General features: G+C 51.3%; 13 protein-coding genes. 5 read left to right on the top strand and 8 right to left on the bottom strand.

Annotated elements, in window-relative coordinates; translation table 11 throughout:
• Nucleotides 1–37 precede the first annotated feature (37 nt).
• The gene (locus tag SAQUA_RS03405) at nt 38–727 is read left to right on the top strand and encodes a VIT family protein (protein ID WP_380677832.1); all 690 of its coding nucleotides are present in this window, start codon (nt 38–40) and stop codon (nt 725–727) included.
• A 47-nt stretch (nt 728–774) separates the two neighbouring features.
• On the opposite strand, the gene SAQUA_RS03400 is transcribed toward SAQUA_RS03405, so the two are convergent.
• The 8 genes from SAQUA_RS03400 to SAQUA_RS03365 form a co-directional block, all read right to left on the bottom strand.
• Entirely contained in the window at nt 775–1,602 is an 828-nt protein-coding gene (locus SAQUA_RS03400; RefSeq protein WP_380677830.1) for an adhesin, read from the bottom strand.
• A gap of 80 nt (nt 1,603–1,682) precedes the next feature.
• Entirely contained in the window at nt 1,683–2,216 is a 534-nt protein-coding gene (locus SAQUA_RS03395; protein WP_380677828.1) for a fimbrial protein, read from the bottom strand.
• Between the two features lie 12 nt (nt 2,217–2,228).
• Entirely contained in the window at nt 2,229–2,717 is a 489-nt protein-coding gene (locus tag SAQUA_RS03390; protein ID WP_380677826.1) for a fimbrial protein, read from the bottom strand.
• A gap of 19 nt (nt 2,718–2,736) precedes the next feature.
• A complete protein-coding gene (locus SAQUA_RS03385; protein ID WP_380677824.1) occupies nt 2,737–3,276 on the bottom strand; it encodes a fimbrial protein in 540 nt (179 codons plus the stop codon).
• A 63-nt stretch (nt 3,277–3,339) separates the two neighbouring features.
• Nucleotides 3,340–4,089: a fimbria/pilus periplasmic chaperone gene (locus tag SAQUA_RS03380; RefSeq protein WP_380678246.1), complete on the bottom strand. Its 750-nt coding sequence runs from the start codon at nt 4,087–4,089 to the stop codon at nt 3,340–3,342.
• A 14-nt stretch (nt 4,090–4,103) separates the two neighbouring features.
• Nucleotides 4,104–6,674 carry an outer membrane usher protein gene (locus SAQUA_RS03375; protein ID WP_380677822.1) on the bottom strand — a complete coding sequence of 857 codons (2,571 nt, stop codon included), beginning with the start codon at nt 6,672–6,674 and terminating at the stop codon, nt 4,104–4,106.
• 97 nt (nt 6,675–6,771) lie between these two features.
• Nucleotides 6,772–7,305 carry a fimbrial protein gene (locus tag SAQUA_RS03370; protein ID WP_380677820.1) on the bottom strand — a complete coding sequence of 178 codons (534 nt, stop codon included), beginning with the start codon at nt 7,303–7,305 and terminating at the stop codon, nt 6,772–6,774.
• 64 nt (nt 7,306–7,369) lie between these two features.
• The gene (locus SAQUA_RS03365; protein ID WP_380677818.1) at nt 7,370–7,903 is read right to left on the bottom strand and encodes a fimbrial protein; all 534 of its coding nucleotides are present in this window, start codon (nt 7,901–7,903) and stop codon (nt 7,370–7,372) included.
• A 748-nt stretch (nt 7,904–8,651) separates the two neighbouring features.
• Between SAQUA_RS03365 and SAQUA_RS03360 the strand changes: the two genes are divergently transcribed.
• The 4 genes from SAQUA_RS03360 (at nt 8,652) to SAQUA_RS03345 (ending at nt 12,862) form a co-directional block, all read left to right on the top strand.
• Nucleotides 8,652–8,969: a FaeA/PapI family transcriptional regulator gene (locus SAQUA_RS03360; protein ID WP_380677816.1), complete on the top strand. Its 318-nt coding sequence runs from the start codon at nt 8,652–8,654 to the stop codon at nt 8,967–8,969.
• A gap of 114 nt (nt 8,970–9,083) precedes the next feature.
• On the top strand, nt 9,084–9,857 hold the full coding sequence (locus tag SAQUA_RS03355; RefSeq protein WP_380677814.1) for a helix-turn-helix transcriptional regulator: 774 nt from the start codon (nt 9,084–9,086) through the stop codon (nt 9,855–9,857).
• A gap of 246 nt (nt 9,858–10,103) precedes the next feature.
• Nucleotides 10,104–11,039 carry an aminoimidazole riboside kinase gene (locus SAQUA_RS03350; protein ID WP_380677812.1) on the top strand — a complete coding sequence of 312 codons (936 nt, stop codon included), beginning with the start codon at nt 10,104–10,106 and terminating at the stop codon, nt 11,037–11,039.
• A gap of 368 nt (nt 11,040–11,407) precedes the next feature.
• Complete coding sequence (locus SAQUA_RS03345) at nt 11,408–12,862, top strand: DASS family sodium-coupled anion symporter (RefSeq protein WP_380677810.1); 1,455 nt, start codon at nt 11,408–11,410, stop codon at nt 12,860–12,862.
• The last annotated feature ends 145 nt before the right edge of the window (nt 12,863–13,007 follow it).

Genomic DNA, 13,007 nt, shown 5'->3' with positions numbered 1-13,007 from the left:
ACGGTTACGCAACACCGGAAGATAAGGGAGCACCAGGATGCACAGAGAACGACACAGCATAGAAAAAATCGGCTGGCTGAGAGCCGCTGTTCTTGGCGCAAACGACGGCATCGTCTCTACCGCAAGTCTATTACTGGGGGTGGCAGCAGCCAATGCCACGCATCAGAGCCTGCTATTGACGGGTATTGCCGGTTTGGTTGCTGGTGCCATGTCGATGGCGACGGGTGAATATGTCTCGGTATCTTCCCAATCAGATACGGAAAAAGCCGCTTTAGCCGAAGAGCAAGCGGAACTGGATGCTGATTATCAAGGGGAACACCGCGAGCTAACCTCTATTTATGTCCATCGGGGCCTTGATTTGGCACTGGCCAAACAGGTCGCAGAAAAACTGATGAACCACGATGCTCTGGGGGCGCACGCGCGCGATGAACTGGGGATATCAGAAATCACCACCGCGCGTCCGTTACAGGCGGCCTGGACCTCTGCGTTGAGCTTTGCTGCTGGAGCGATATTACCCTTACTGGTAGCTTTTATTACCAGAGCTGATTGGGCAATCCCGGCGATTGCACTTTCCGCATTGCTTTCGCTGGCGATCCTAGGCGGCATTGCAGCCAAGGCAGGGGGAGCACCAATACGCCCTGGGGTTATCCGCATAACTTTCTGGAGTGCACTTGCGATGGGCGTATCATCCGGTGTGGGCGCACTCTTTGGTTCAGTCATCGGTTAGGCTGATTTGAGCGCCAGCGGCGCTCAAGTACAATTAAACAGCACCGCTCAAGGCATAGTAATGATTGCCGTGGCCGACCCGAAGAAATCACCGGCCTCAACAGCACCCACTTTAGTTAGCGTAGAGACAAACTCCACGGGCATTTTGACACCGGCTAAAGCGCGTATCCTGATCCCTGTTGAACCGCTCACCCCGCCGATGGTCAAACGAGATTTCAGGCTGCCATCGCTCCGGAGGTTCACCATGCCATTACCGCCCCCTCCAGCAGCATAAACCATCACATCCATGGTTTGGGTGCAGCGGACATAACCGGTTTGCCGCGCCTGATTCCCTTCAATGTCTTTCAACTGAACCTGGCCGTGTGTCAGCTCAAGGCTGGTTTCGGTAAATTCACATTTGCCCACCGGCGGCGGGACAATGCCACATAAACTGCTGGGCATCATCGGGCTGCCACCGGCACCCGAGGTCCCTTTTGAGGCTTTATAATAGACACCGACGCACTCTTGAGTCACAGCAGGACCACTATGGCTTTGGGTACCGCTGCGCGGCAGCGAAAAATTACGCTGAAAAGCAGCGCCAACATCACCGACGGTGCGCAAACTCTGGATATTATCAATATATTCATTGCCGTCCGACACCCAACTGCCTGACTCCCCGCCATCACTGTGCCGGTGGCCGATAAACGCCGTGCATTGTGACCAGCCATAGCACGGATTCGGTGTGGCATCGACGGTGTCCCAGTATTCAATCGTCCACCAGTATTTTGCATTCGACGGTGTCCCTTCACTGCGCGTGATATAAGAGTAAATCGCGCTTTGGGCGCTAAACGCTGTCAGCAGCGTAGCTGTGAAAAGAATCACTCTAATGGCTTTCATAAACACTCCTGTGATTATCCCGTATCCGTCGCGGGTCAATTAGCCACGTCGTAGAGATCTGGGTAACACCCATAAGCAGGCTACTCATATTCCAATAAAAAGGTTGCACTGGCGGTGAAACTACCTGGGTGAATACTTTTCTGGCTGATAGCATCGGGTTCACCCTGTACATAAGCACGCAGGCTCAGGGTATTATTGCCAGCGATTAATCCCTGGTTATAACGCCCGGTATTAAGTGACACCAGGTCGCCCCGCAACGTTTCAATGCCGATGGCAATTCCCTGCGTCTGGCTGGCACCAGATATCGCCAGCAATCCATTAAGCTTGCTATTTTCAATACCGGAAAAGGTCAACTTGACCATATTGCCCAGGCTGATGTCACAATCATCCAGATGTAATATCAAAGGCTCACCCAAGGTGCGGCCATTAAGATAAAGATATTTCTCGACGATCGAACCAAAATCGACGGTGATGTTCTCGTCTGCCACACGCAATGTGCAGGGCTCCGCGACCAAAGCCCCCTTAAAACGAACGTTGTCGACCGCATGGGATAAGCCGGATAATCCGCCAAGTACAACGATCACCGCCAATCGCAGCGTAGAGAACCGTATCATATCGCCTCCCTATTATTGGTAATCAGCCTGCAGCGTAACTGCGGCTTCAAAGGGGCCTTCCGGTAACAGCACACCCGGCTGTTGGACCGGTACCGCAGTGAGTTGCGGCTTGCTCGCTGGCGTAGTAATAAGCTCACTGCCCAAGATAAATGGCTGGCCATTACGCTGGATCCTGATCCCCAAGCCGCTGATATTGGTTTGTACCGCCGCATTATCAAAAGAGGTGCTATTTCCTGTGAGTTTCAGTTTTAATACCCAACTATGGGTATTAGGTTCACAGACCAATTCATAATTGATGTTCTGCATATAATTAATGCCATCCACTTTTTTAATGCCGACTTTTACCCCGAAATCAACGGTAATATTATTGCCACTGTTGATGGTGCAGGGGGGCGGTTCAAGTAATGTTCCCCGAAACGCCACATCTCCCCCGGCAGCCAGCACCAACGGTAAATAACCAATTAAACCCGCTGCCAACAGGGAAAACCGTAAAATCCGCATCGCTTATATCTCCCTGTGTTTACTGGTAATCGATTAATAACGTCGCGGATGCTGTAAACTCACCGCCGGTCAGATTCGCCCCATTCTGCTTGACCAGCACCGCATAAAGCTCTGGCTTACTGGGATAGGTATAGTTAAACCAGGTATTGATATTCAGCGGCTGCGCGCCTCGATATAAAGCGATACCCAAGCCATTTTTATCTGTACGCAGCAACCTCGAATTAAAATTGGCCGTGCTACCCTGCAGGCGCATTTTCAGGTTATTGGATTTCTGAATATCACAATTCAACGTGTAGTTGATGGCCTGTCTGTAGTTAACGCCATCAATACGGGTCGTCATGACCTCATCACCAAAATCCACGCTGATGGTCTGATTATTATTAATCGTGCAGGGTGGTGGGACGATAACCGTCCCTCTGATATTGACCGGCATATTGGCGACGGATGAAGCACTCATTAACAAAATGCACAGCAGCATTCCGGTGCGATATTTCCCCTTCGCCCCTGGACGTCTTTCCCTTTGGCGAGTTCCGCCTGGTATCGGATTGTGTTGTTGCATAGGTTCTCTCCTTGCAGACCTGACCCGCGCCCTCTCCCTGCGACATGGCACGATCGGCTTGGGTTAGCGCTTCTTCTCCGGTACCAGTTGACAGTCTGTCCCGCCGCATCTGAACGTCAGCACCGGGCGTCCGCCATAATCGTTGACATAGGTCAACACCGGCTCATTACCCAGAACAGATGCATTCACCCCTAGTGAAGCGCTCCCTTTAGGATCCAGCATCAGTGGCTCAAAACCTGGTGCGCTGACCCCCTTTCGGCTCCCCACATCCACCAACGTGACATAATATGGCGTCGGGTTGCTTACCAGATACTTGTCGCCCTGCTTGGTCAACTTCAGTTGGTCTTGCCACGGCGTTGCCATCTCGGCGGTAGTTTTCACCAATCCTTTTGGCCGATAGAACAGCTTGATGCGCGTCTGTAAGGCAATCTGCAGCGTATTGGACTTTTCACTTCTTGGCGGGATCTCACGCAGGTTGAAGTAGTACAGGGTTTCACGATCCTGTGGCAATTGGCTCACCGTCGGTAGTGCCTGGATCTTTACCTGGCTCTTCGCCCCGGCCTCGATACGCTGCACTGGCGGCAGCACCGTCAGCGGGCTGGTCACCTTGTTACCCTGTGCATCCTCAATCCAGCCCTGCGCCAGATAGGGCAGTTGCGGGTTGTCATTGTTCACGCTCAGGCTGACTGACTTATCTCCCCCGGCAAAAATAATCCGGGTACGATCCAACGCAATCGCCGCCTGGGCCTGAGTTGTCAGTACGCACAGCAGTGTGCCCGCAATAAGTGCCATTCCTGTATTCACGCTCTTCATTCCATATCTCGTCATCATTTTGTCTCCATGGTTGCCTGAACGGCAGCCAGGTCTGTGGTGTCTGCTTTCGCGGTGATGGTCCTGCATGGCAATAGCAATTCACGCATTCCATCGACGGGTAACACCACGGGCAAGGTCAGCTCGCACTGTGCCCGATCGTCCCAGTGAACCGTCATCGTCTCGCCACGCTCAATACCGCTCAGGTATACGCTGCCGCCATCATTGACGATCCCCACATCACGCTTTTTCAGATTCTGTACTGTTGCACCGAAGGGCGGCATGGTGCCGTCTGCCAAGCGGATCACCGCCATCGCCTTCTCACCCGCGATAACGTCAAATCGCCGATAACCTATAGCCCCTTCAGTCAATGTCGCCTGCACCACCGATTTCAATGCCTCGGCATTGTCCGGCAGTTGATCCAGATCGATATTCACCCGGTTGCGGTAGTAGCTATTCATATCCGCCACCACCGCCTTACCAAAACGGTTGGTCAGCAAGGGTGCGCCGTAGTTACGAATAGGGATACCCGCGACCCCACCAGTATCAACCAATAGGCGGGTGCCACCCGGTATCGCAACCCGGTGCAGCGCTGCACCTTCACGGGTCGCCGTTGCTCCACCCTGTAGCGCCAGCCCCACCGTGGTATAACTCCCCGCCTGGCTACTGGCTGTCGCATTAATCTGCGCCCAATCCCCTTGGTGGCTGTAGAAACCGCTGGCCAGTGCGCCTTTGCGAGTCCAGCCGCTACTTACCTGGTAGCTACCACGGTCGCCCACGCGATCCGAGTAACTCACCCGATGGGTGTTATCATCGCCGTTCCAGGTTCCGCTATAGCTCACCGAACCTCGGTTACCCCAAGGCAGCGACAGCGACAGGAATACCCCGTCGTCATTCAATCCGTTGTACTGATTGCGGTAACCCGTCAGCGACAGGCTCAGGTTTCTGAAGTTGCCAATATTCATGTAACGCATCAGCGACAGGCTGTAACGATCGTTAGCCTGCCGATCCCAGTAGGTCTGATGGTCGTAGTTCAAGTTGGCCGTTAGCCCCATATCACGGAACTGTTGGTTATAGGACACGGTGTACATTTCTTTGCTGTTCTGGCTACGGGTTCCGAGGTTACGCATCTCGAGATATTCCCCCATAGTCATAAAGCTGCGTTCCGAGAAGCGGTAGCCAGCAAAAGTCACCTGGCCGCCTATCTGGTCGAAGTTTTTCGAATAACGCAGGCGGTACGATCCCCCGGTCAAGGTTTCCCCTTGTGGCAAACGCGCCCGTGACTGAGTCACATCGAATGAAAGTGCCCCGAATAACATCAGATCACGGCCGATCCCCAGTGCCAGTGCGTTGTAATCATCCCCGACGACACTGCCGCCGAATAGCGACCAGCCGTTGCTGACGCCCCAGGAAAACTCACCGCTGGCAAACAGAGGGCCTTGTGTGCGATGCCGCCAGTCGGTAGGCCGTCCACTCGCCAGCTTGTAGCGGATCATTCCCGGTCTGGTCAGGTAAGGGATACTCGCGGTACTGATATTGAATGCCTGTACGCTACCGTCCTGCTCTTCGACCCGAACGTCCATCAAACCCGATACGGCGTTATTCAGATCCTGAATACGGAATGGGCCAGCCGGAACCAGCGTTTCATATAGAACCCGTCCTTGCTGGCTGATCACCACACGGGCGTTAGTACGCGCCACTCCACTCACTTCCGGGGCATAACCGCGCAGGTTAGGCGGTAGCATCGCGTCATCGCTGACCAGGCTCACGCCGGTATAGCGGAAACTGTCAAAAATATCGGAATTAAGGAAATCTTCACCCACCGTCAGTTTGGCGCGTAACCGCGCAATGGCCAGATAAGCGGTGTACTGCGTCCATTCAAAATTCTGCTTTACTGGCTGGCCCGATCCGGTCTGATGATCAATCTGAGTCTGCCAACTGGCGCGCAGCCGCCAACTGCCCATATTGGCCCCCGCGACCCCGTTGCCGCTCAGGTTATAGCCCTTCTGAACATTGTCATTCTGGGTCTGGTGCTGAGTCTGAGCATTCAGGTTATAGTCCAGCAGCAATCCAGGAATGCCTTCGTCCCAACGGGCCGGTGGATCCCAGTCGGCAGAGCTGTATTCAAGGTAAGCCTGCGGAACACTGAGAAATAGCGTGTTACTGCCCAAATCAGGGCGCACCGACATTCCCTTCAGGCTGCCAATCACCAGGCACTGGCCGTTGTGCCACCAAGTCAGTTGACGGGTAAACTCTTCCTTAATCCCCATTTGCTCGACCAAAGTAGCCGGGAGGCAGGCTTCACTGCTGGCCGGATCGCTTTCTGCCGGATAAAATCGAATGGGTTGCTCGGGCAATTCCTGTTGATTGACGTTGACCACCAGGCTGTATTCACCCGGCATGACATAACCAGCACGAGAAAAACGCCCCAGATCGATATTGTCGCGCTCCTGCAGATCCAGCACGTCGGTATTAAATTCGATGGGTTTGGCAGCCGATACCTGGCCATTGACCAGTGCCAGCGCAATCAGCAACGGCAACAGGCGGGTGCGCGGAACCTGTGCTCCTACAAGTGGGGTGCTCATCATCCATTGACCTTTATGCGTTAATGACTTTTCCGAACGTTATGGTTGTTATTGAAGGGGTTACCCTGCCGGAAAAGTAAATCTGTCTTGGCCGTGCTACTCAGTAGTACTCAAGTTGGTAGCGCACCAGCGCGGTATAGGTGCCGGTTTGCAGCGGCTGATTATTGCTTACCATACGGGCTGTGTAGTGCAGTCGCATTTCCTTGCCCTGCAACACAGGTGTCTGAAAAGGCAAGGGTTCACCGGGAACAGCTTCTTGCCCTTGTGCATCATTCAGCACCAGCGCAACGCCTCGAGCCTCACCATCAACCCCAAAATGCCCACCTTCATTACGACCATCAAACGTGACCCGGAAATGTTGCTTACCCAGGATAGTGTCGCCGATATGTTTCAGTGCACAGTTCACCAGTACGATACTGAATGGTCGCGCCAACGCCTGACTGTTACTGACAATTTCGTTGAAGGGCAGCCTACCCATGTCAATAGTCTGATCGCGGCTCTTGATATCGATATCGCAGGCGGTAGCGACTATCGCCCCGTTCATGTTGAGGCTGCTTCCACCCCAAACCGGTAAGGCAATAACGCCCCCAGCCAATAGCAGCAACGTGGCAGCAGCAAACGTATTTCCTGACATCCCTGACTCCCGTTGAGGACAAGAAAAAGCTGCATGCGGGAGTCGCATGCAGCCACGTCCGATCTTAGTTATATGCCAGAGTAAAGTTGGTGGTCGAAGTGAAGTCGCCTTCCTCGATATCCGCCAAAGTAGTACCAGCATGACCCTGCAGATAAGCAGAGAAAGTCAGCGTGTTTGCACCAGCCAGGAGGTTTTGAACGGTAGTAGGGGTATTCAGTGTGATCGGCTGGTTAGAGCCATCATACATAGCGATACTCGCGCCATGCGCACCAGTGATGCCCAGCAGGGTATTGGTCGTCCCAGTTGCGCCGCCAGATGGACCACCGAAGGTCACCTGCACCTTGTTTTTGCTGGTAATATCACAACCTTGCAGTTTGATATCAAAATTCAGTACGCTGGATCTGCCGCCATTAACCAGTGCCACATTGGCTACCTGACCAAAGCTCTTAGTCTGATCCAGGCTTTCCGGGGCGATTGAGCAAGGTGCATCGATGATTTTACCGACGAAATGCACATTGCCAGAGCCTGCATCGGCATTTGCAAAAGAGACCATTCCCAGAGACAGAACTGTAGCCAGCGCAATGTTATTCAATTTCATGTTTTCTTTATCCTTAAAACGTTAATTAACGAAAAATCCAGGCATATTAATTCGCCGCAATAAACGGTATCCACTGAAGTGGCGCAGTTTAAGTTGAACGGAGATTGATATACCAGGCAGCATCCTTTCATTTGGTATAAAAGAAGGCATCCCTTTCCTTCCCCTTTTATTTGCGAAGGGGGAAGCACGCCAGAAAAAAAACACAACTTTACTGGCGCCTCATCCAATGAACAAAGCGGAAAAAAGATAAAACCTGTGTAACAGCCCTAAAAAGTCGAATTATTTACCATAAAAATGCCAGCCATCATTTATCTAAAAAGAAGCGACACAATAAAAAACAAGACATTTAAAAGACTATTAGACCAGACTTTTCCCATACCTGTCGCTGAAAAAATTATTGCAAATACACCTTGGATTTTAAAGTATTTTTTCCCAACAAGCGCGATTTCGCCATAAAAGCCTTAATTTTTAACCAGAATAATCCTATTGCGATTACACTGGTCGCAAAATTGGAATATTTAGAATATTACTCTGCTAAGTGCACTCAAAACGATTTCATTGATCGTGATTGCGATTTTTACAAAACAATAGTCCATGGTAGGGTTAGCATGGAAAAATGGAGACTGACTCAAAGAGACACCTCACATTTTGGAAGAACACATTTCTCGTTACCAAAGAGAAAATTAACAGCGCAGGACTAACCTTAACCGCTCAACTTTTTCAAGACACATTAATAGGAGATAGTGAAATGTCTTATCATAATCAAGAAAGGGAAAAGCAACTCAATAGGGTACTCACTGCTCTGCAGAACCTCTGTAAGCGGGACAATCATCACACCTCTATCCCCCCACAAGTGCAATGGCCAAAAACACGAGAGATAGCGGAATACTGCGAAATGACCATTTACCTTGCTCGTTACTATCTGCTACGGTTAGTTGAAAACAAAAAAGCTTATGTTACTGCGGGAGCACTGAATAACAGTTTGCGCTGGTATATTGCGGAACCTCCCTCGGTAGCCAGACAGCATGATAAAAAGGAAGAGCAAGCGGTTCTGCAAGATCATTAATTTTTTCAAACCACAGGTATCTGCCTCATCTTTATTTTTAAGGATATTTATCATCACTGTGTCTGCCAGCCATTTGGCGTATGGCAGACTCCCTGGTAGAAAGGATCCCATACCATGGCGCAGCCACTTTCCATTCTGATCGTCGATTCCGATCGCTATTTCACCTATGGCTTGAGTCTGAAACTGCAGACTTTTTTCAAATCCCGCAAGCAAAACATCCACCTGCTTAAAGAAACACAGACTAATGACAATATTGACATCATTTTTCTAGGCGATCTTGTCACTACTTCGCCCTGGCTTTACCGATTGCATCAGCGTAACTGCCATCCGATGGTGTGCTTGATCAAAGATAAAAGGCGCAGCCCAAACTTGGCCAATCCCGGGATGCAGTGCGACAAATGCAACGCAGGGACGCTGTACCGTCATCAAACTTTGCCCGAACTGCACAATCTGTTGGATGGAATGCTCTCTTCTCGACTCATGTCATCGCTATCCTCCCACCAAAACTGCTCGTGTATGTCGCCACTGACGCGACGGGAAACGGAGGTTTTGCAGTGTCTGTACCGGGGAATGAATGGGCGTCAGACCGCCGAGTATTTATATATCAGTCAAAAAACCGCCAATGCACATAAACAGAACGCGATGCGCAAGCTTAACTTCAGATGTAATCAGGAGCTATACCAGTGGCTGCTTCAAGGAGGGGGACGCTATTTGAACGAATGCTCACAGGCGACGCAAAACGTTTTTCCTCCGTGTAGCGCAGTTCCAGCACCAGTAGGTCCAGTATCATCGCCGCCGTTAACCCTTAGGGAAAGAGTTAGCACCTCTTTGCAGTCGAGTTGTCTGGTTGCTTACGACGCGGGTACCTATGCAGTATCAGGAAAATAGATGCTGATTAGAGGCAAAAAATCACCACAGTGACGTCGCTGCCGATAACCGGTAGCGGCACTCACCAGCAATTAAGTCACCCAGAGTGGGTTATTACTGTTAAAGTTAATAATATCAATATATTAAAATAAAACCGCTCAACTCCCTCTTGTACATTAGTACACATTTTTCTAATAACCCGATTGCTTTGCTAAACCGGTTCTTCTATGTTAGCTAACAAAAAATCTCACCTTAGAGGAATGACTCATGGCTCATCGTGTTTGGGTATTAGGCGACGCCGTCGTAGATCTGGTGCCAGAAAATGCCACCAGCTATCTGAAATGTCCTGGCGGCGCCCCCGCTAATGTAGCAGTAGGCATCGCACGGCTGGGGGGAAATAGCGCCTTTATTGGCCGGGTTGGCGAAGACAGCTTCGGTAGGTTCCTGCGGCAGGTATTGCGTGAAGAAAATGTCGATATCCGTTTCATGCTGCAGGACGCTGAACACCATACCTCAACGGTAGTGGTGGATCTGGATCAGCAGGGTGAGCGTTCATTTACCTTCATGGTCAAACCAAGTGCCGATCTCTTCTTACAACCTACTGATTTACCTGTGTTCAGTGCAGGAGAATGGTTACACGCCTGTTCGATTTCCCTCTCGCGGGAACCAAGCCGCAGTGCCACCTTTGCCGCCATGGAGAATATCCGTAACGCTGGGGGTTGGGTAAGTTTCGATCCCAACATTCGCGAGGATGTCTGGCAGCAACCGGAGGCACTCCTCCCCTGTTTACATAAGGCCCTGCAACGGGCAGATGTGGTGAAGGTTTCTCTTGAAGAGGTTCGATTTATCAGTGGTATGCAGGAGCTTGGCAAGGCGGTGGAGTGGATGATGGAGCACTTTTCGTTTCGTCTGTTGTTGGTAACTCTAGGCAGTGATGGCGTTTGTATGCATGACGGTAAACAACTACATCACTTTGATGCAACACCTGTCACCCCTGTTGACACCACTGGCGCAGGAGATGCCTTCGTTGCCGGCCTGCTGGCGGCATTGGCAGAGCTAGGCCGGATGCCACATGCTGCTGAGTGGGGCGTAGTCATCGCCCAGGCCCAGGCCTGCGGAGCCTTGGCAACCACGGCTAAAGGCGCGATGACCGCCCTACCAAGCGCCCATCAGCTAAACGAGTTTCTGCAACATTACGTCTGAACGATTTCAACGGTGGGCTGAAGCAGGGCCGTGTGGAAAGCGGCTCCCTCGCCCATTTAACACTCTCATCGTCATTTTTGTTCCGTTAACGCTGGTTGTTCTGGCCATAATGCCCCCTGTGTTAATTATTAACACAACAATAGAAATACTTGTCTTGGCGTCAATGAATGCGCGTGACCAGATTTTTCCCTCTTCCGCGAGACTTTTCCCCAAAAATACCGGGTCAGATCATAAGAATTGTACTTTTACACTTTCACTTTTCCCCACTTCCTTTTTCAGCGCTACCCTTCTTGGGGTAACTCTTAACCCTGTAACCCTGATGCGTTACGGAAAATCATTTCTCTTAAGTCCTTATTGAGGGGATCAAGGTGAAGACAAAAACCTCTTATGGCCTTAATTGGCTCCCGTTGTTAGTGATTCTACTTGTTGCCATTTTTTTCTGGCATCTTGCGCCACCTGACGGCCTGAACCTGCCAGCCTGGCACTCTGCCATCATCTTTGTCGCCACTATCGTTTGTATCGTCGTCAATGTATTGCCGATAGGCGCCATTGGTATCATTAGTATCACCGTTTTTGCGCTGACATATGCCGCCGGTGCGACCACCGCCAGCGAAGCGATTCAGACGGCCCTGAGTGATTTGAACAGTTCTCTCATCTGGTTGATTGTGGTCGCCTTTATGATCGCCCGTGGGTTTATTAAAACCGGCCTTGGGCGGCGTATTGCCTTGCAGATGATCCGTATTCTGGGCAAGCGAACTCTCGGATTGGCTTATGGTCTGGCGTTGGCTGATCTGATCCTGTCCCCTGCGATGCCCAGCAACACCGCCCGCTGCGGTGGGGTGATCTACCCGATCGCCGACTCACTGGCCCGTAGCTTCGATTCACGCCCTGAAGACGCCTCGCGCAATAAAATCGGCACGTTCCTGATTACCTGTATAGGTAACGTCAACGACATTACCGCGGCGATGTTTATGACGGCTTATACCGGTAACCTGCTGGCCGTCAAACTGGCCGCCAATGCCGGGGTAACAATCACCTGGGGGAGTTGGTTCGTTGCAGCCGTGGTTCCCTGTCTGATCTCATTGTGCATCGTTCCCTTACTGATCTACTGGCTGGCCAAACCTGAAATACGGCATACGCCGGATGCGCCCAAGTTGGCTATCAGTGAGTTGCAAAAGATGGGGGCGATGAAACCCCAGGAATGGCTGATGCTGGCAACAGTGTTATTGCTACTGGTGCTGTGGATTTTTGGTGACTTTCTCGGGGTGGACGCCACCACTGCGTCCTTTGTTGGCCTGTCTTTCCTGCTACTAACCGGCGTGTTGAGCTGGGGAGACATCAAGAGCGAAAAAGGGGCATGGGATACTCTGATTTGGTTTGCAGCCCTGTTAATGATGGCGAACCAACTGAAAAAACTGGGTTTCACCAGTTGGTTTGGCGATCTGATTGGTAACAGTATCGGCCATATGATGCACGGCACCAGTTGGGTGTTGATCTTGTTACTATTGAATGCAGCCTATTTCTATACCCACTATTTTTTTGCCAGCGGTAACGCGCAGATCGCCGCCCTGTATGCCGTATTCCTCGGCGTGGGTATCAATCTCAATATCCCTGCGGTTCCTATGGCGTTCATGCTGGCCTTCACCAGCAGCCTGTATTGCTCACTGACGCAATACAGTCATGCACGGGGCCCGATCCTCTTTGGAGCCGGTTACGTACCGACAGCGACATGGTGGCGGATAGGCTTCGTCGTCAGTTTACTCAATCAGGCTATCTTTATGACGGCAGGTTTGCTGTGGTGGAAAGCCATCGGCCTGTTTTAATCAGCCCGAAGAGTCCCCCCATAACCCGTCATATCAGCCGAAAAAATGGGCACGCAAACGGTGCCCATTTCGCCTCATCCGCAAATATAACCAAGGATATTCGTAAGATCGTTTTGATGAACACACGAAACCATCCCCCCTTATC

Source organism: Serratia aquatilis, from assembly GCF_044865145.1.
GTDB lineage: Bacteria > Pseudomonadota > Gammaproteobacteria > Enterobacterales > Enterobacteriaceae > Chania > Chania aquatilis.
The sequence above is the reverse complement of the archived record's forward strand: the minus strand, read 5'-3'. Positions and strand labels throughout refer to the sequence as shown.